General features: G+C 68.2%; 13 protein-coding genes. 1 reads left to right on the forward strand and 12 read right to left on the reverse strand.

Annotation, left to right across the window (positions count from 1 at the left end; all coding sequences use genetic code 11):
* The 9 genes from V6M37_RS02185 to V6M37_RS02225 all read right to left on the reverse strand — a co-directional run.
* On the reverse strand, positions 1 to 273 hold a 273-nt coding region (locus tag V6M37_RS02185; protein ID WP_332670693.1), incomplete at its 3' end, for a cyclase family protein.
* 59 nt (positions 274 to 332) lie between these two features.
* On the reverse strand, positions 333 to 1,577 hold the full coding sequence (locus V6M37_RS02190) for an SDR family NAD(P)-dependent oxidoreductase (protein ID WP_332670695.1): 1,245 nt from the start codon (positions 1,575 to 1,577) through the stop codon (positions 333 to 335).
* Positions 1,574 to 2,746 (reverse strand): thiolase family protein, encoded by a 1,173-nt coding sequence (locus V6M37_RS02195; protein WP_332670696.1) that lies wholly within the window; start codon positions 2,744 to 2,746, stop codon positions 1,574 to 1,576. The genes V6M37_RS02190 and V6M37_RS02195 overlap by 4 nt, the downstream gene beginning before the upstream one ends.
* On the reverse strand, positions 2,743 to 4,377 hold the full coding sequence (locus tag V6M37_RS02200; RefSeq protein WP_332670697.1) for an AMP-binding protein: 1,635 nt from the start codon (positions 4,375 to 4,377) through the stop codon (positions 2,743 to 2,745). The genes V6M37_RS02195 and V6M37_RS02200 overlap by 4 nt, the downstream gene beginning before the upstream one ends.
* A gap of 14 nt (positions 4,378 to 4,391) precedes the next feature.
* The gene (locus V6M37_RS02205; protein WP_332670699.1) at positions 4,392 to 4,874 is read right to left on the reverse strand and encodes an aromatic-ring-hydroxylating dioxygenase subunit beta; all 483 of its coding nucleotides are present in this window, start codon (positions 4,872 to 4,874) and stop codon (positions 4,392 to 4,394) included.
* A 10-nt stretch (positions 4,875 to 4,884) separates the two neighbouring features.
* Positions 4,885 to 6,198, reverse strand: a complete 1,314-nt coding sequence (locus tag V6M37_RS02210; protein ID WP_332670701.1) for an aromatic ring-hydroxylating dioxygenase subunit alpha — start codon at positions 6,196 to 6,198, stop codon at positions 4,885 to 4,887.
* 39 nt (positions 6,199 to 6,237) lie between these two features.
* A complete protein-coding gene (locus tag V6M37_RS02215; protein ID WP_332670703.1) occupies positions 6,238 to 7,218 on the reverse strand; it encodes a PDR/VanB family oxidoreductase in 981 nt (326 codons plus the stop codon).
* Between the two features lie 63 nt (positions 7,219 to 7,281).
* Entirely contained in the window at positions 7,282 to 8,874 is a 1,593-nt protein-coding gene (locus V6M37_RS02220) for an indolepyruvate oxidoreductase subunit beta family protein (protein ID WP_332670705.1), read from the reverse strand.
* A gap of 10 nt (positions 8,875 to 8,884) precedes the next feature.
* Positions 8,885 to 11,086: an indolepyruvate ferredoxin oxidoreductase subunit alpha gene (locus V6M37_RS02225; RefSeq protein WP_332670707.1), complete on the reverse strand. Its 2,202-nt coding sequence runs from the start codon at positions 11,084 to 11,086 to the stop codon at positions 8,885 to 8,887.
* A gap of 905 nt (positions 11,087 to 11,991) precedes the next feature.
* On the opposite strand from V6M37_RS02225, the gene V6M37_RS02230 reads away from it, so the two are divergent.
* Positions 11,992 to 13,416, forward strand: a complete 1,425-nt coding sequence (locus V6M37_RS02230; protein ID WP_332670710.1) for an aldehyde dehydrogenase family protein — start codon at positions 11,992 to 11,994, stop codon at positions 13,414 to 13,416.
* Positions 13,417 to 13,613: 197 nt separating this feature from the next.
* Here the strand turns inward: V6M37_RS02230 and V6M37_RS02235 are convergent, their stop codons facing one another.
* From V6M37_RS02235 to V6M37_RS02245, 3 genes are read right to left on the reverse strand one after another with little or no spacing between them, the layout of a single operon-like run.
* Positions 13,614 to 14,876, reverse strand: coding sequence for a DUF1329 domain-containing protein (locus V6M37_RS02235; protein ID WP_332670712.1), 1,263 nt, complete (start codon positions 14,874 to 14,876; stop codon positions 13,614 to 13,616).
* A 20-nt stretch (positions 14,877 to 14,896) separates the two neighbouring features.
* Complete coding sequence (locus V6M37_RS02240) at positions 14,897 to 16,489, reverse strand: DUF1302 family protein (RefSeq protein ID WP_332670715.1); 1,593 nt, start codon at positions 16,487 to 16,489, stop codon at positions 14,897 to 14,899.
* Between the two features lie 50 nt (positions 16,490 to 16,539).
* A complete protein-coding gene (locus V6M37_RS02245) occupies positions 16,540 to 18,912 on the reverse strand; it encodes an efflux RND transporter permease subunit (RefSeq protein ID WP_332670716.1) in 2,373 nt (790 codons plus the stop codon).
* Positions 18,913 to 18,931: the final 19 nt, after the last annotated feature.

Here is an 18,931-nt window from a genome sequence, read left to right on the forward strand (position 1 = left end):
GTTGTTCGGCTGGTCCTTGCCGGTGACCCAATGCACCGGCGCGTCGAAGTGCGTGCCGGTGTGCTCCGAGCACGAGAAGTTGTTCCAGTACCACGCCGGGCCGCGCTCGTCGTAGCGCGAGATCTCCTCGACGCGGAACGGCCACGCCTGGCCGAATTCCGGCGGCAGCACGATCGTCGGGAATTCCGGCGTCAGGGTCTGCGTGAGGTCAACGAGTCTTACGCGGCCGGACAGCAACTCGGCCATGAACTGCGCGAGGATCGGGGTGCTCACGATGGGGGTCTCCTTCGGTGGTTGGGGTGCCCTTGCGGGTCTATTCGTTGGGTGGGCCTTCAATTGCCGAGCTCGCGCTCGACGGCCTTGTGGTTTTCGCGCAGCCGCGCGCGCAGCTCCTCGGCGACTTCGCCGACATAGAGGTCCTCGACGCCGTCCTGCAGCGCGCGGGCGATCGCCTTCGCGACGGCGAACGGCGCGAGTTTCGGCGGCGGCGTGAGCTGCTCCCATTCGTCGTCGATCGGGCCGGGGAAGACGTTCAGCACGCGGATGCCGGACGCGCGAAACTCCGCACGCAGCGTCTGCGCGAGCGACAGCGCGGCGGCCTTCGACGCGGACCATCCGCCGCGGGTCGGCAGCGCCGCGAGCGCGTGGATCGACAGCACGTTGACCCACGCGACCGCGTGGTTCGCGCCGTCGCCGGCGCGCGCTCCCAGCGCCGGGCCGAACGCCTGCGCGAGGCGCATCAGGCCGAGCACATTGACGTCGATCGCGTCGCGCGCGATGCCGACGTCCCGGCGCGTCATCACGCCGCCGTCGCGCGGATGGTCCGCGGTATTCACGAGGATCTCGACCTTGCCGCCGATCGACGCCGCGAGGCGCTCGACCGAGTCGGTGTCGGTGACGTCGAGCGCGACCGGCTCGATGCGCGGATCGGACGTGACGAAGGCGTCGAACGCGGCGTCGGCTTTCCAGGTCGTCGGGTCGCCGACGAACACCGTCGCGGCGCCGGCGTCGAGCAGCGCTTTCGCGAGCGCGCGCCCGAGCGCGCAGCGGCCGTCGGTGACGAGCGCGCGGCGGTGCTTCGGGTCGCAGTGGCTTTCGCGCAGTTGCGGCGAGTCGTTCATGTTCGGGGTGTCCTCCGGGGGCAATGCGTGCAGCACAGCCTGGCCGCTGCGGTCGAGTCTCAGTGCGAGGCGCACGCGACCGTCGTCGGCGCAATCCTCGTGCACATGCGCGACGACCGACGGGCCGGCGTCCATCCTCACGGTCCCGACGCGCCACGGCAGGCGCTCGCGGAAATACAGGTCATTGCTGTGGCGCAAGGTGGTCGTCGCGACGAGCCGCCCGCCGTCGGCGACGGCGCGCCAGTCGAGCCGCTCGGACAGGCAGTCGCCGCAGACTTCGCGCGGCGGGTATTGCACCGCGCCGCAATCGGCGCAGACCTGCATCTCGAAGCGGCCTTCCGCCGCGGCGCGGGTGAGGCCGAGCGCGGTGCGGCTGCGCGAGCCGGGCGGCAGCGTCGGCAGGCGGGTGCGGGCGGTCGGGTTCTTCTTCGTCGGTTTGCCGAACGCTTCCGTCATGCCATCCCCCGTTCGAGCAGCGCCGCGCCGGAGCACAGGCCGCGGTCGTAATTGATCATGCCGAAGCCGGACACGAGGGCGATGCGGGCGTCCTTGACCTGCATGTCGCCGGCGCTGTTCGTCAGCTGGCGCAGCGCCTGCACGAAGCCGAGGTAGCCGCCGGCCGCACCCGCCTGGCCGACCGACAGCTGGCCGCCGGAAGTGTTGAACGGGAACGAGCCGTCGATCGTGAAGCGGTGCTCGCGCACGAAGGCCGGCGCTTCGCCTTTCGCGCAGAACCCGAGGTCCTCGAACTGCATCATGTTGATGACCGGATAGTCGTCGTAGGTCTCGACGAAATCGACGTCGGCGGGCGCGACCCCGGCGTGCTCGTACAGCGCGTCGCGGTCCATCGCCCAGCCGCCGCGGAACTGGATCGGGTCTTCGGGGAACGCGTTGTGGCGCTCGATCGTCGAGCGAATGCGGGCGAACGGCAAGCCGAGCGCGTGGGCACGTTCCTCGCTCATCACGAGGTAGCCTTCGGCGCCGGCGCACGGCATCACGCAGTCGAAGAGGTGGATCGGGTCGGTGATCGGCCGCGCGTCGAGGTACTGCGCGAGCGTCAGCGGCTTCTTCATCAGCGCGTGCGGATTCTTCAGGCTGTTGTCGCGCTGCGCGACGCACAGCTTGCCGAAGTCCTCGCGCGTCGCGCCGTACTGCTTCATGTAGTAGTCGGTCAGCAGCGCGAAGCTCGCGTTCGGGCCACCGGCCCCGTAGGGATAGACGGCGTCCTGCGCGAAGCGCGAGAACTGGCTGACGGTGTTGCGGAAGGAATCGACCTGGTTGGTGTCGCCCGCGATGCACGCGATGACGTCGGCGTCGCCGCCCTGCACCGCGCGCGCCGCCCGGCGCAGCGCGACGACGCCGGACGCGCCGCCCATCGGGATGTGGTCGAGCCAGCGCGGCGTCATGCCGAGGTGCTGCATCAGGCCGACCGCGGTGTCCGGGCCGAGCGTGAAGCTCGACACGCAGACGCCGTCGATGTCCGCCTTCGCGATCCCCGCGCCCCGAATCAACCCGGCGAGCGCGCGGCCGAGCCACCAGTGCGCGCTGTGCGTCGAGTAGCGTTCGTACGGCACCGTGACCGGCACCGCGACGGCGACGCCGTCGTAGCCGAGCCAGCGCGTCACTTGCCGACCTCCTGGCGCTTCTTCATCGCGCAGGTGTCGACGCAGTTCGCGCGGCCGACGAGCGTCGGCGCGAGCGTCTTCAGTTCGCCGCGCTGGATCTTGTTCGTCGCGGTCAGCGGCAGGCTGTCGACGAACGCAACGAAGCCCGGCGCCTTGTAGTACGCGATCTGGCCGAGTGTCCAGTCGACGAGTTCGGCCGCAGCCGCCTCCATCGTCGCGCGGTCGGCAGGCGGCTGCTGCGCGACGACGCAGGCCATCACTTCGTCGCCGCGCACCGGGTCGGGCACCGCGGCGACCGCGACGGCTTTGACGAGCGGGTGCTGCTGCAGCACGCTCTCGACCTCGACCGCGGCGATGTTCTCGCCGCTGCGGCGGATCACGTTCTTCTTGCGGTCGACGAAATGCAGCAAGCCGTCGGCGTCGCGCCGCACGACGTCGCCGCTGTGGAACCAGCCGCCGGCCCAGGCCTCTGCGGTCGCGGCCTCGTCCTTCAGGTAGCCGGCGAGGAAGCCGTAGCGCGCGTCGTCGCCGGCGTGGCGGACGAGCAGTTCGCCGTGTTCCTCGATCGCGGCGTCGCGGCCGTCGTCGGTGACGACGCGCACCTCGACGTCCGGTCCCTCACGCCCGAAGCAGCTCGTGCCGATCTTCCTCGGCTCGCGGTTCGCGATGATCACCGCGCCGGCGCCGGTCTCGGTCATCGCCCACGCTTCGAGCAGCGGGAAGCCGAAGCGGTCCTCGAAGATGCGGTGCAGGCTGCGGTCGACACCGGCGCCGAAGCCGAAACGCACCGAATGCTCCCGGTCTTCGGGGGACGGTTCGGCCTTCATCAGCATCGCCGGCATCACGCCGAGGTAATGCACGACGGTGGCGCGCGCGTCGCGGACATTCGCCCACCAGCTCTTCGGGTGGAAGCGGTCGAGCGGGATCAGGCAGCCGCCGGTCGTGAGCATCGCCATCGCCGAATACGCCATCGCGTTCATATGCACGAGCGGCAGCGGCGTGATCATCCGCTCCTCGCCCGGGTACAGGCGCGCGAGCCCGCCGACGTCCGCGTACCAGCGGCCGGCGTGCAGGAAGTAGCGGTTCGGCAGGATGCAGCCTTTCGGTCGCCCGGTCGTGCCCGACGTATAGAGCAGCGCGCATTCGGTCAGCTCGCCGACCGAGGTCCCGGCGAGCGGGGCCGCGAACGCGGCCGGCGGCGGCGCTTCGCCGTCGGCGACGACGCGGAACGGGCGGCCGGCGCGGTCGGCTGCGGCGACGAGATCGGCGTGGCGCTCGGGCAGCGCGACCGCGAGCGCGATTTCGGAATGGCCGATCAGGTATTCGAGCTCGGCCGCGCGCAGGTCGGCATTGATCGGCACGACCGATGCGCCGAGCGCGTTGAGCGCGAACCAGTGCAGGAAGAACGCCGGGCGGTTCTCGAGCAGCAGGCCGATGCGGTGGCCATGGCCGTAGCCGGCGGCGGCGTAGGCGTTGCGCAGCGCGGCGATTTTCGCGGCCGCGTCGCGGTAGCTGAGTTCGCCCGCCTCGATGCCGTAGATCGCCGCGGTTTCCGGCAGCACGCTGAGGAAGGGCCGCTCGGCCCAGCGCGCGGCCGAGGCGGTGAAGAGCCGATGGACGGTGTCGCTCACGTCGTCGTCCCCGCTCACATGAAGAGCTGGATGTTCGCGAACGCCGCGTCGCAATTGACGAGGTCGACGCGCTTCAAGCGGATCTTCAGCGCATCGCCGTCGGCGACGAGATGGTGCGTCGTCCAGCCCGCGTACAGCGTCTGCCGGTCCTCGCGCGTCTCGACGTAGTGGAACGCCGTGCGCACGACGTGCTCGCCCGCCGGGGCCGACGATTCGACGGACGGCGCCTGCAGCAGGTGGTGGCAGCGGCTCTTCGGCTGCTGCGAGAACGTGCGCTGGCCGGCGAGGCGCTCGACGCGCACGCGCAGCAGGAGCTTGTCTTCGTACAGCAGCGACGTCTGCAGGCGCGGGTCGGTCTGGCCGTGTGCGAGCGGCATCCAGTAGTAGCCGTCCTCGGCGAAGAGGTTCAGCCAGTCGCCGAAGCGCTGCTCGTCGAGCATGCGTGCTTCGGCGTAGACGAAGTCGGTCAGGGTCTTGTGCGTGATGTCGATCGTCATTGTCCTGGCCTCACATCGTCTCGGTCATGAACCGCGCCCACGCGCGGAACTGGTTGCGCATCTGCCACTCGTTCGTGCCGTTCGTCGCGACGTTCTTCCGGTCCTTCTCGGCGGGGTCGAACAGCCGTGCGACGTTGATCCAGTCGCGGCCGCGCGACTGCAGCGCTTCCTGCGCGCGCTCGTACATCTCGAGGTCGTCGTGGCCGACGACGGAGGTCGGCGCGTTGATCAGCCGGTTGTACATCAGCGTGCGTTCGAGCAGCAGGTCGGGCGCGCCGACGAGGCGGAAGGTCCAGGACTCGACGAGCGTCTTGTTCGCGGCGATGGGCTTGAAGATGCGCAGCGTCTGGATCGGCCCCTTGACCATGATGTTCGGGAAATACACGGTGTTGTGCCGCGTGTCGCCGAGGATCGCTTTCGCGCGCTCCTCGCCGTAGGCGGCGACCATCTGCTCCCAGTAACCGGGCGCGGGCGAGTACGCGGCGTGGATCGAGTCGCCGACGCCGGTGTGGCCGTGGCCGTTGTCCCACACGCGGATGCCCATGTTCTCGAAGAACTCGTACGACGACACGAACGGCGCGAAGAGCTCGACCGCCATCGGCTTCGGCGTGCCTTCCGGTGCTTCCTTCCAGACTTTCACCGCGGTGCCGGCCGACGACTCGTGCGCGACCATCGGATGGCAGGTGTCGGTCTGGTTGTCGACGAGCATCTTCCAGTTGCAGTCGTGCATGTAACGCAGCACGCCGCCGGCGACCTCGAGCCGGCCTTCGGGCGAGCGGTCGACCATGTTGTCGAGCGTCGACAGCGACTCGCCGAAGTAGTCCTCGAACGAGATGCCGTTCGGGTTGAGACGGCAGAACACGAAGTCGCGGTAGACCTTCACGTTGTCAACCGCGGCCATGCCGTGCTTCGCCTCGCACGAATCGAAGCCGGTGTTCTCGTAGCCTTTTTTCAACGGCACCGCGAGCAGTGCGCCGTCGGTCTTGAACGTCCACGCGTGGTACGGGCAGCGGAAGAACTTGCCGGTGTTGCCGCAGGTCTCGCCGGCGACCTTGACGCCCTTGTGCGGACAGCGGTTGTACAACACGCGGATCGAATCGTCGGTGTGGCGCACCATGACGACCGGCTCGGTGCCGACCGTCGTCGTGTAGAAGTCGCCCTTGTTCGGCACCTGGCTCGCGTGGCCGACATAGACCCAGGTGTTCGCGAAGAGATGTTCCATCTCGAGCTCGAACAGCTCCTGGTCGATGTAGGTGTCCTTATGCACTTCGAGGTCGCGCACGAGCGCGCGCACGGCTTCGGGGTTCTCTCTGTAGCGGTCCATCCTGGTCTCCTCCTGCGAGTTTTCTCGTCTGTGGTTTTTTTAAAGATCGAGCACCAGCCGCGCCGTCTTCGCGCGCGAGATGCAGATCTGGATCAGCTTGCCTTCGGCCTTCTCGGCGTCCGACAGCACGTAATCGCGGTGGTCGGGCACGCCTTCGAGCACGGTCGCCGAACACACGCCGCATTCGCCGCGCTTGCAGTCGATCATCGGGTCGCAGCCGGCTTCTTCCATCACTTCGGCGATCGTCTTGTCGGCCGGCACCACCAATACCTTGCCGGACTGGCGCAGCTCGAGTTCGAACGGCTGGTCGCCGGCGACCGGAGCCGCCGTCGCGAAGAGTTCGAAATGCACGTTGTCCGCCGGCCAGCCGCGCGCTTTCGCGCCCGCGATGGCCGCGTCGATCATGGCTTTCGGGCCGCAGACGTAGAGATGGCACGCGTCGATGCCGTTCGGGCGCCGCGCGTCGAGCAGCGCGCCGAGGTCGAGCCGCGTCGCGTCGTCGTCGTCCGCATGCAGCGCGAGCGCGTCGCCGGCGAGCGCGGCGAGTTCGTCAGTGAAGGCGAGCTGGTCGCGGCTGCGGCCGCTGTAATGGAGTTCGAACGGCCGTCCGGCTGCCTTCAGCGCGGCGGCCATGCTCGCGATCGGCGTGATGCCGATGCCGCCGGCGAGCAGCACGACCGGGGGTTCGCCCAGAGCCGGTTCGTGCAGCGGGAAGTCGTTCTTCGGCCCGGTGACGGTGACGCGGTCGCCGGCTTTCAGCGCATGCATGAAGCGCGAGCCGCCGCGGCTCGCGTCCTCGATCCGCACGCCGAGGCGGTAGCGCTCGAACGCGCCGGCGGCCGGCGACAGTTCGATCAGCGAGTAGCAGCGCGGATCGGCGAGGCCGGGGATCGCGACCTGCAGATGCGCACCGGCGGTGAAGGCGGGCAGCGGACTGCCGTCGGGCGCGGCGAGCTCGAACGCGCGGATCAGCGGCGTCGGCGTGGTGACGGAGCGGACTACGAGTTCGAACGTGCGCATGGTGGTTGGTCCTCGAAAAAAATGCTGTCTATGCGGCAGCCGGCTACCGTTCGGGCGGAGGGATCAGGCCGCGACGCGGCGGGTGTCGAGCGCTTGCGGGGAGCCGGCCGCGGCGCGGCCGCGCAGCAGTTGCGCGAGCTGCGCGTCGAGTGCCTTGCCTTCCTCGTCGGCGAGCGCGGCTTCGCGCAGGCCGCGCAGCGTCGCGGCGGCGTCGGGCTGGCCGAGCAGCCGGTCGGCGGCGCTCATCAGCCGCTCGAAGCGCTTGTCGCCGCGGTCGTGCGTGCCGCTGTAGCCCTTGATCAGCCGGCGGCAGTTCAGCACCTCGACGCCGAGCGCGTAGTCGGCGGCCGCGATGCGCGTCGCGCGTTCGAGCCAGTCGCGCAGGTGCGCGGTCTCGATCCGGTGGCGCAGCGTGGCGCGGCGAAAGCGCCGCATGCCGGCGACGCCGTACAGCGCGAGGAACCACGTCAGCGTGCCGGTCTGCACGCGCCGGCCCTTTTCGACGCGGCGGCGGATGAAGCCGCCGACCGCCTTCGAGTTCTCCAGCCAGCGCCCGAGCGGAGCGGGCAGCGTGCCGCAGATTTCCTCGAGGCGCGGATGCATGAACTCGGTTGTATAGACGAGCTGGCCGGCCTTCGCGCCGACTTCGCTGCGCACGCGCTCGAAGCGGCTGCCGCGCGTCTTCAGGTCGGCGACGCGGATCACGTCGTCGTAGCTCATCGCGACCGCGACATAGCGCGCGGCGGCCTGCGTCAGCGCCCAGTCTCGCGCGTCGCCACCCGCTTTCGCGTCGAGCTCGCGCAAGCCCTGCAGCGTGCGCAGATAGTCCTGGGCATACGCGACGTCCTGGTAGTCGATCAGTCGCCGCACCCCGGCGACGAGCAGCGGCTGCGCGGCCGTCGGGAAGCGTCGGACGTCGTCGAGCAGCGCCTGCACGCGCGGGTCAGCCGCGTGGCCGGGGACGTCCGGCAGCGCGCGGGACGTGTTGATCGGCGCCGGCTCGGCCGGGGCAGAAGCCGCGGCCTCGAAGCCGAGTGCGAACGCCCGCAGGCTCGCTTCGACGCCGACGCCGCCGTGGCGGATCGTCTCCTCGAATGCGTCGCGTGCGAACGGCAGCGCGCCGGACCCCGCGATCGCACCGAAGAGACTCGCCGAGATCACGCTGCCCGCGCGTTCGGCGAGCTGTTGCAGGTCGAAGCACAGCAGGCGCTTCGCGGCTTCCCGGCCGGCGTCGATGACCTTGTTCGGGTCGGCGATGCCGTTGCCCGGCGCGGCCTTCTCGGCGACCGCGTAGCTGCGGTGCGTCGAGGTGATCAGCGTCGTGCGGTCCGGCGTCACCAGGCCGCGCTGCATCGCGCGACCGGCTTCCATCAGCTCGGCCGCGACGACGAGATCCACGTCGCCCGGCGTCGGCATCATCGCGAGCGCGGGCGGCCGCCCGGCGGCCTGTGCGGCCGACTCGGGCAGCAACTCGACGTAGTAGATCGTCGCGCCGGTGCGCTGCGCGACGCCCGGCACGGAGGTCGTCTGCGCCCACCAGCCGGCCGCTTCGGCCATCTCGACGGTCCAGTCGGCGAGCACGCCGCCGCCCTGTCCGCCCATCGCGAGGATCGCGATCTTGATCGGGGTGCCCGGGTGAAGAACGATTTGGCTCATTTCGGATTCCTCACAGCGCGAAACGCGCGAGACGTGCCGCGCGACGGCGTTGCAGCCAGCCGATCACCGCGCCGCGCATTCTCGCGACGAAGCGGTCGCGGAATGTCGGGTTGTGGATGATGTCGGCGCGGTAGAACGACGGGCACAGCACCGCGGCTTCGGCGACCTCGCCGCAGTTGCCGCAGCCGACGCAGCTGCTGTCGACGTGCGCGACCGGGTCTTCCTTCAGCGGGTCGCCGCTGTCCTTGACCGACAGCGACGGACAGCCGGACAAGCGGATGCACGCGTGATCGCCGGTGCACACGTCCGGATCGACGCCGAAGCGCTCCTTGACGACGCGCTCGCCGGCCTTCACCGCCTTGTTGAAGAGCGGTTTCACCCGGCGCTGCTTGTTCAGCATGCACTCGGACTGGGCGATGATGACTTTCGGGCCGTCGGCCGTCGTCGTCAGCGCCTCTTCGAGTGTGTCGCGCATCCGGGCGACGTCGTAGGTGCGGTCGATCGTGCGCACCCACTTGACGCCGGCGCCGCGGATCGCTTTCTCGATCGGGTTCTTCGTCGTGCGGTCCGGGTTGTCGGCGCGCGACGAAAGGATGTCCTGGCCGCCGGTCGCCGACGAGTAGAAGTTGTCGACGATGACGATGACACCGTCGTTCTTGTTGAATACGGCGTTGCCGATTCCCGACGTGAGCCCGTTGTGCCAGAAGCCGCCGTCGCCCATCACCGAGATCGAGCGCTTGCCGTGCTTGACGTTGAACGCCGAGCTCGACGCCGCGCCGAGGCCGTAGCCCATCGTCGTCGCGCCGAGGTTGAACGGCGGCAGGATCGAGAACAGGTGACAGCCGATGTCGCACGAGATGTGATGCTCGCCGAGGTCCGCCTGCGCGAGCTTCATCGCGGCGAAGATCGGTCGCTCCGGGCAGCCGGTGCAGAAGCCGGCCGGGCGCGGCGGCACGACCGACGCGAGTGCCTGGACGTTCGGGTGGAACGTGATCGGCACCGCCGCGGATTTCTGTGCGGACTCGCACGCCGCCTGGTCGTGGCCCCGGCCGTCGGCGGTGTGTTCGCCCGTCGCCAGTGCGCGCGGCTCGTTCGCCTTGAGGAACGCCTCGATGCCGTCGCGCATCACCTGGGTCGTGTATTCGCCCGCCATCGGCAGCACGTCCTTGCCGGCGAGCTTCGTCGCGACGCCGGCCTTGCGCAGGATCGCGTGCAGGTTCTGCTCGATGAAGTCGGGCTGCCCTTCCTCGAGCAGCAGCACCGCGCGCTTGCCGTCGCAGAACTCGAGGACTTGGTCGTCGATGACCGGGTAGGTCACGTTCATCACGTACAGCGGAATGCGGCTGTTGCCGAACGAATCGGCGAGGCCGAGCAACTGCAGCCCGCGAATCACGCCGTTGTAGAGGCCGCCCTGCAGGATCAGGCCGACGTCCTCGAAGTCGCCGTCGAAGAACTCGTTGAGCTTTCGCTCGCGGATGAACTTCACCGCGGCCGGCCAGCGGTCGCGGATCTTCTCGTGTTCATGCAAGAAGGACGCGGGCGGCAGCACGATGCGGCCGGTGTCGCGGCGCGGGTTCGCGAGCGCGTCGGCGAGGCTGAACGCGGGGCGGCGGTTTTCGCGCGTGATGAAGCGACCATGCACGTGGCACGAGCGGATGCGCATTTCGAGCATCACCGGCGTGCTGCTCGCCTCGGACAGCTCGAAGCCGTCCTCGACGGCCTTGACGATCGATTCGAGGTTCGGGCGCGGGTCGAGCAGCCACATCTGCGATTTCATCGCGAACGCGTGCGACCGCTCCTGCATGATCGACGAGCCTTCGCCGTAGTCCTCGCCGATAATGATCAGCGCGCCGCCGGTGACGCCGCCGGATGCGAGGTTCGCGAGCGCGTCGGACGCGACGTTCGTGCCGACGGTCGACTTCCATGTCACCGCGCCGCGGATCGGGTAATGCACCGACGCCGCGAGCGTTGCGGCCGCGGTCGCTTCGGACGCGCTCGCCTCGAAATGCACGCCGAGCTCGTCGAGAATCTCCTTCGCGTCGGCGAGCACGTCCATCAGGTGCGAGATCGGCGAGCCCTGGTAGCCGGCGACGTAGCCGACGCCGGACTGCAGCAGCGCCTTCGTGACCGCGAGGATGCCTTCGCCGCGGAACTCTTCGCCGGCGGGGATGCGCAGCTGCTGGACTTCCTTCTTGAACGAACGCTCAGCCACGGCGCGCCCTCCGGCAGGGGATTCCGCCACCCGCGCCGCTGCGCGGGGTCGGGGCGCGTCCACCGCACTCGCGCTGCGACGTCGTCGCGGCGTGCTCGATCTCGGCCATCTTGTCTCCTCGTTATTCCCTCTGTCCGCGTCCGCAGGGCCGCCGGAAGCGTCGGGGATTCGTTGTGGAAACTACTTTAAGTATGAACAGTTCGCGTGTCAATGGAAACATGAATTTTCATGGAACTGCGAATTTCACCTGCAACGGCGCGGTGTTATCGACCCGGCCCCCGCGAGCACGAAGCGTCGTCCCGACCCCTGCGGGAGGGCGGGACCGGCTGCGCCGGGTCCGCCCCGCGCTCGGTCGAAGCGCCGGGGCAGACGCATTGCGAACGCCTTTCCCGGCCCGATCTGCAACTGCCGCGGCCGTTGACGGCCCGCGACCGGCGCGCGCGTGATTCGACCCCGGTTCGGGCCGGCCAGTACACGAAGAGTGGACGCGCGAGCGGGCGGACGGGCCCCCCACCGGGAGGGGCGCGCGTCGCCGCGACGCGGCTTGGGCGAGGGTTCAACGGCGCGCCAGCGCGTTCGCGACGGGGAAGCCCGAGGCGCCGATCTGGTACAGATTCCGCACCGGCGTCGCCCGGTGAAATGAAGTTGCGTGAAATCGGTTGGACCTGCGCAAAGCGTGCGTATGTCGGGCTTCCTGTGCCTCCAAAAGCGCGGAAATTGCGCGCCATCGCAACTACCATCATTGCAGCAACCACCCGGATGCCGTGCGCTCGAAGCAGGTCTTGGATCGGCGTCCGCCCGACTTGCCGAGTTCGGCTAACGCCCGATCGCAATGGTCGCCTAGTCTTGCCACCTGCAAACGCGAGCGACCGAACCGTACCGAAAACATCACAAGAGGAGGCGACATGGGGATTTTCAACATGATCATCAACGGCCAGCCGGTGAAGGCCGAAAGCACTTTCGACGTCATCAACCCGGCGACCGGCGAGCCGTTCGCGCAAGTGCAGGCCGGCAATGCGACGCATGTGGACGCGGCGGTCGCCGCGGCGCGGGCGGCATTCCCGGCCTGGAGCGGCCTCCCCGAGGCCGAGCGCAAGCGCCTGCTGCACGCGATCGGCGCGGCGATCGAGGCGAACATGGCCGAGCTGATGGAGCTTGTGACGAAGGAGAGCGGCAAGCCGCTGGGCGGGCTGAACGGCATCGGGTCCGGGATGGAAGTCGGCGGCGCGATCGCGTGGACGCACGCGACCGCCGATCTGGAGCTGCCGGTCGAGGTGATCCAGGACAACGACGACGCGCGGGTTGAAGTGCACCGCAAGCCGCTCGGCGTCGTCGCGTCGATCACGCCGTGGAACTGGCCGCTGATGATCGCGATCTGGCACGTGATTCCGGCGCTGCGGGCGGGCAACACGGTCGTCGTGAAGCCGGCGTCGTCGACGCCGACGGCGACGATCCGCCTCGTCGAACTCGCCAACACCATCCTGCCGCCGGGGGTGCTGAACATCGTCACCGGCGAGTCGGGCGTCGGCTCCGCGATCGCGAAGCACCGCGGCATCGACAAGATCGTCTTCACCGGCTCGACGCCGACCGGGCGCAGCATCATGCAGAACGCCGCGGCCAACCTGAAGCGGCTGACGCTGGAGCTCGGCGGCAACGACGCCGGCATCGTGCTGCCGGACGTCGATCCGAAGGCGGTCGCGCCGAAGCTGTTCGGCGTCGGTTTCCACAACAACGGCCAGACCTGCGCGTGCCTCAAGCGCCTCTACGTGCACGACAGCATCTACGACGATGTCGTCGCCGAGCTCGCGCGCATCGCCGGTGAAACCGTCGTCGACGACGGGCTCGCCGAGGGCACGCAGCTCGGGCCGGTGCAGAACAAGGCGCAGCTCAATTTCGTGCGCGAGCTGGTCGAGGATGCGAAGGAGCACGGCGCGCGCATCGTCGCCGGCGGCAGGGTGAAGGCGGGCGCGGGCTTCTTCTTCGAGCCGACGGTCATCGCCGAGGCGAAGGACGGGATGCGCGTCGTCGATGAAGAGCAGTTCGGGCCGGTGCTGCCGGTGATCCGCTACACGGATGTCGACGATGCGATCCGGCGCGCGAACGACAACGAGAACGGGCTCGGCGGCTCGATCTGGTCGAACGACCGCGCCAGGGCGGCCGAACTCGCGCGGCGGCTCGAATGCGGTACCGCGTGGGTCAACGAGCACGGCGCGCTGCAGCCGGACGCGCCGTTCGGCGGCGTCAAGCAGTCCGGGCTGGGTGTCGAGTTCGGCCGCTACGGACTCGAGGAATACACGTCGATCCAGACGCTGAAGATCATGAAGCGCTAGCGGCTGCGGGTACCCGCGCCACGTCTCCTCCTTACTGCGGGTACCTTCTTCGGCCCCTTTCGGGGCCGCTTCCCGCCGCCGAGGCGCGGAAAAAAACGCCCGGCAATACCATCGCCGGGCGAATTGGAGGACGCGCTTGAAGCGTGAAGCGGGCGGCCGGGCGTGACGGCGGGGCCCGCCCGGTCCGGCTCGGCAGTTCAGCGGCCCGCCGCCTGCAAGCTCTGCAGCGAGTAGTCCTTCGAGCTCACGCCCGGAATGTTCGTCTTCCACGTCCCGCTATCGACGAGGAACACCGTCGCGTGGTTGCGCTGGAAGTCGATGATCGCGCCGCCGCTCGTGCGCACGTCGCCGAAGCCGTCCTCGGCCTTCGCCGCGTAGGAGTGGAATTCCATGAACTTCCAGAACTCGCCCTTGCGGTTGTACGCCTCGCCGTAATAGATGCGCGGGTACTTCGTGTCGACGTAGAGGACCTTCTTGCTGTACGGGTGCTCGGACGGCGTCGTCGCCTCGATGACGTAGACCTCGCGCGGCTCGAAGCGGTTGTTGTTCATGTTCCAGAACGGCGCGGCGTTTTCGAGCACCGGGTACTTCTCGGCGAAGTCCTTGCCGTTCTTGTTCCACAGCGGCGTCTTGCTGTTCGCGACCGCGAGCACCCAGCGCTTGCCGAGCATCTTGTAGCCGGGGTACCAGCACGGGCGCGCGTTGAAAATTTCGAGGTCGTCCTGCAGCTGGTCCGACGAGCCGATCGGGTCCATCCACGCGCCGCCCGACAGCCGCCGCACGCGCCGCACCGCGGGGATGTAGGCCCAGACGTCGTTCACTTTCGTCGAGTCGTACATGATGCTGAAGGTGCCGAGCCCCTTCATGTCGGCCGGCCCCTTGAAGTACAGGAGCTGGCGGCTGCGCTCGCCGCCGTCGCCTTCGACCGCGTCGCCCGACAGCCGCCCCTTCATCGCGTAGCGCGTGAATTCGGCGACCGGCTCGGCGTGCACGCCCTTCGCGCCGTCGATCAGCGCCTGCGTGAAGTAGGGCACGTACGCGACGTCGCCGGAGAGCTGGCCGAGGTGCCAGTTCCAGACGACCTTCTCGGCGGCCTGCGGATCCTTCATGTCGATGTTCGGAAACGGCTGGCCCGCGCTCCAGCCGTCGACCTGACAGGTCTCGGCGTTGATCTTCGTCTTGCCGGCGTTGGCCTGCGACGCCTTGACCCATTTCGGGTCGAGCGGGATCTCCTTCGACTTCGCGAGCGGCAGCTTCCAGCCGTTGTTGCGGATCCGCCATTCCATGCGCTCCGACAGCAGGCTCTCGACGGTGTGGCCCTCGAAGGTGTCGCTCTTGATCTTGTCGATGTTCTCGGCCGAAATCACCGTGCCTTCGGGCAGTTCGGCCGCACCGGCCACGAGCGTCGTCGTCATCAGGGTGGCGGCGAGCGCGCCGAGCAGGGGTTTGTGCAGTGTCATCGTCGTTCTCCGTCCGGGTGTCAGAACAGGTAGGTCAGGCTCGTGTAGAGCTGGTCGCGGTCGTGGAAGATGCCGAAGAAGCCGGTGTCGTCGCAGGTCGCGCAGTCGGTCAGATCGCGCTTTTCGTCCGACCAGAACGCGTCGTACTCGACCTTCCAGCGCCAGTCCTTCGCAAGCTCCACCGTCACCGACGGCACCGCGAAGCCGCCGCCGTAGGTCAGGTCCTTGCCGACGACGAGTTCCGGTTTGATGCGCCCGTTGTCGTAGCTCAAGCTGAAGATGCCGGTCAGCAGGAACGAGTGCTCCTTCGTCCTCGCGCCCCAGCCGACGGTGTTCAGCAGTCGCTCGTCGTGGTCGTAGCTCTGCACCCATTTGTCGAAGAGCTGCACCGAGAAGAACATCGGCTTCTCGCTGCCGAAGAGGCGTTGCGTCGCCGCGATGTTCTTGTCCATCCGCAGCATCCACGCCAGCACGTCCTTGCGCTCGATGCCGTCGAAGCCGGGCGCGACGACCTGCGATGCGAACGAGCCGGGGAGCTGCGAGATCTGGTACGGCAGGTCCGTGATGTATGCGACCTCGGTGCTGAACACCGCGTCGGCCCACTCCGCGTAGCCGCTGGCGGTGAAGCCGAAGACGTCGACCATCGGGTAGATGATGTTGCCGAAGAGGCCGGTCGTGTCCGGACGCCCGACCGTGTCGACGGGGCTCGTGCCGGGCATGCCGTTGAACTTGCTCGTGCCGTTCATGATTGGCATTGGCCAGAACGTCTTCAGGTACGACACGGAATAGTTGATGTCGCCGGCGAGGCCGCTCCATCGGATGCCGCCGGTCGTGTCCTTGTAGTCGCCTTCCTTGTTGTCGAAGTCGTACGGGTCGATGTTGCGGAAATCGATGCCGGCATATGGATGCCCGGACCAGCGGCCCCCGTAGACGTCGAGCTCCGTGCCGATGTCCTCCTTGCGGTCCCAGCCCGGGCGCAAGAACGCCTCGACGCCGCCATCCAGCTCCGGCACATCGACGTTCAGCTTGAACATGATGTTGGTCTTGCGCAGCTCCTCGTTCGCGGGTTCGAGGAAGGTGCGCCAGGTGTAGTCGAAGCCGTGGACGAGGTCGTTGGCGGCGAAGAAATCGGTCTCGCCCCACGCGATCTGTTGCTTGCCGAAGCGCATCCGCGAGCGCTCGCCGAGCGGGAAATCGATGTACAGCTCACGCACGACGTCGCCGATGTCGTTGCGGTTGTAGAGCTTCATGATGTCGCCGCGCGCGCCTTCGTGGTAATTGTGCGCGCCCATCTTCTCGAGGTCGTTCAGGAAGCTCGTCCGGTACTCGCCGACCGCGCGCAGCTTCGCGACGACCGAGATGTCCTGCGTCGCCTTCCAGTCGATGTTCAGCCGCGCGGTCGTGCGCGCCATCGACAGCTTGCCGCGGTCGTCGTCGGGCGTATCGTCCCAGTCCGAGCTGTTCCACGACAGTTCCTCGCGCAGGTAACCGTCGACCCGCAGGCTGTCATCGGCGGCATGCAGCGGCATCCCCGCCACCGCGAGTGCCGCCGCGGCGCCGAGCTTCTTCAGCCCGGCACGCACGCGCGCACCGGAAGCTCCTTTCCTTTTCATGTTGTCTCCCTGGATGGATCGAAAGGTGCTGCGTGGAAGGAAACCGTGGATCAGGCGCGCTGCATCGCCGGGTGCAGCACGACAGGCGCCGCGCGCTCGCGCGGGCCGAAGATGAATGCGGGACGGAACACGTAGATCACCGACGGCATCACGAAGAGCGCCGACATCGCCGAGATCCCGAGCCAGATCGCCATCAGCAGGCCCATCTCCGCCTGGAAGCGCAGCGACGACGCCCACCACAGCAGCGTGCTGAAGATCAGCACGCTCGCGGTGACGACGACGCCCATGCCGGCGGAGTGGAGCGCGGTCGCGATCGCGCGCTCGGGCGGATGCCCGGCGGCGATCTCTTCCTTGATGCGGTCGGCGATGTAGAACGCGTAGTCGACGCCGAGCCCGATGCCGAGCGCGGCGACCGGCACGGTGTTGATGTTCATGCCGATGCCTTTCCACGCCATGAAGCTGAAGGTCAGCGTGTTCGAGATGATCACCGGCACCATGAACAGCATCCCGGCGACCGTCGAGCGATAGACGACCGTGCAGATCACGACGAGCACCAGCAGCGCGAGCGCGACCGCTTCGATCTGGCTCGACAGGATCACTTCGTTCACCGCGGCCATCACGCCGATCAGCCCGCCGGCGAGCTGCCACTGGCCTTCCGGCAGCGGGTTCTGCGCGATGAACTCCTTCACGCGCGCGACCGCGGTGCGAATCGTCTCGCCCTGGCGGTCGCGGAACATCATCGTGATCGCGCCGTTCGCGTACTGGTTGTCGGAGAAGCGGTCGATGTCGCCGGGTTCGGAGACGGAATCGAGGATCGCCATCAGGCTGCCGTTGACCTTCTGGCTGTCGCCCAATTCGAGGTAGCGCGGGTTGCCTTCGCGCAGCGTGCTGTTCACCACCGGCAGCACGTCGGCGATCGACACCGTGCCGCCGACTTCGGGCTGCGCCTCGATGAAGCGCTGGAAGCGGTTCATCGCGAGCAAGACATCGTTGCTCTTGACGAGGCCCTCCTTGCCGTCCTCGCCGAGCACGATGAACATCCGGTCGACACCCTGGAAGCGCGCGTTGATCGCGGCCGAATCGCGGTTGTACGTCGACTCCGGCCACAGGATCGGCGAGCCGGGGTTCGCGTCGCCGATCTTCAGGTTGAACGCGTAGAGACCCGACATCGCGACGACGACCACGCTGCAGCCGATCACCGCGAAGCGGAAGCGCGACGTCGCCATCCACACGCCGAGGTCGAGCACGCGGCGCAAGAGCGGCGCGAGGTTCACCGGGTGCACCGTGCCGTGCGGCCGGCGGATATACGACAAGAGCACCGGCGTCAGGATCACCGCGCTGATCGTCAGCGTCGACACCCAGACGACCGACAGCACGGTCAGCTTCTGCAGCATCGGGATCGGGGAGAGCGCGACGACCGCCATGCACGCGGCGTCGGCGATCACGCCGAGCATCCCGGGGCGGAAGAGGTCCGCGAGCGCGACGCGCGCCGCGGTCCGCGCGCTGTCGCCGTCGACCGCGATCAGCTCGAGCTCGTCGTCGAAGCGATTGACGATCTGTACCGAGTGCGACACCGCCCGCGACGTGATCAGCATCGCGACGACGATGACGAGCGGCTCGAAGTGGATGCCGATCAGGCGGCAGATGCCGAGCGCCCAGATCGCGCTGACGACGCCCGCGAGCAGCGGCAGCAGCACGCCGCGCCAGGTGCGCAGCAGCACGAAGAGCATCGCGAGCGTCAGGCCGAGCGCGGCGGCGACGAGGTTCACCGTCTCGGGCACGTAGTGATTGACCCAGCCGTAGAGGATCGGGTCGCCGACGACGCGGATCTCGACGCTGCCGTCATCGACCTTCGCGACAAGGTCGCGGATCTCGGCGAACACCTTCGCGTAATCCACTTCGCGGTCGATGAAGTCCACGGTGATCAGCGTCGCCTGCAGGTCCTTCGAGACGAAAGGGCCGTAGACGAGCGGATTGCGCAGCACCGACTCGCGCAGCGCGGCGAGTTCGTCGGCGTTCGCCGGCAGATCGGGCCACATCAGCGGCCGCGTCTCGATACCGTCGGTCGAGGCGCGCACTTCCTTGAGCTTCTTCGACGCGAGCGACGTGATCTGGTACGGATTGACCGCGGACACTTCGCGCAGCCCGAGCGTCACGGTGCGGACCTTCTCGAGCACGGCGGGCTGGAAGATCTCGCCGTCGGGCACTTCGAACATGATCGTGACCATGTTCGAACCGCCGAATGTGTCCTTGAACTTCTGGTGCGTCTGCACGTACTCGTGCCGCGACGGCAGCATGTCCTCGAAGACGGTGCGGACCTCGATGTGCAGCGCGAACCAGCTCAGCACCAGGGTCAGCAGCGCGAGGCTGCCGACGACCCAGTCGCGCCGGCGAATGCAGAAGGCGGCAATGCGTTCGATCATGATGGTCTCTCGGTGCGGG

Origin of the sequence: Aromatoleum sp., assembly GCF_036675785.1 — a bacterium.
In the GTDB taxonomy this organism is placed as follows: domain Bacteria; phylum Pseudomonadota; class Gammaproteobacteria; order Burkholderiales; family Rhodocyclaceae; genus Aromatoleum.

What these genes read in the sequence shown, in the direction of transcription:
- V6M37_RS02220 (WP_332670705.1), bottom strand. Translation starts at nt 8,874, where the DNA reads ATGAGCCAAATCGTTCTTCACCCGGGCACCCCGATCAAGATCGCGATC.
- V6M37_RS02210 (WP_332670701.1), bottom strand. Translation starts at nt 6,198, where the DNA reads ATGGACCGCTACAGAGAGAACCCCGAAGCCGTGCGCGCGCTCGTGCGC.
- V6M37_RS02190 (WP_332670695.1), bottom strand. Translation starts at nt 1,577, where the DNA reads ATGACGGAAGCGTTCGGCAAACCGACGAAGAAGAACCCGACCGCCCGC.
- V6M37_RS02235 (WP_332670712.1), bottom strand. Translation starts at nt 14,876, where the DNA reads ATGACACTGCACAAACCCCTGCTCGGCGCGCTCGCCGCCACCCTGATG.
- V6M37_RS02215 (WP_332670703.1), bottom strand. Translation starts at nt 7,218, where the DNA reads ATGCGCACGTTCGAACTCGTAGTCCGCTCCGTCACCACGCCGACGCCG.
- V6M37_RS02245 (WP_332670716.1), bottom strand. Translation starts at nt 18,912, where the DNA reads ATGATCGAACGCATTGCCGCCTTCTGCATTCGCCGGCGCGACTGGGTC.
- V6M37_RS02205 (WP_332670699.1), bottom strand. Translation starts at nt 4,874, where the DNA reads ATGACGATCGACATCACGCACAAGACCCTGACCGACTTCGTCTACGCC.
- V6M37_RS02240 (WP_332670715.1), bottom strand. Translation starts at nt 16,489, where the DNA reads ATGAAAAGGAAAGGAGCTTCCGGTGCGCGCGTGCGTGCCGGGCTGAAG.
- V6M37_RS02230 (WP_332670710.1), top strand. Translation starts at nt 11,992, where the DNA reads ATGGGGATTTTCAACATGATCATCAACGGCCAGCCGGTGAAGGCCGAA.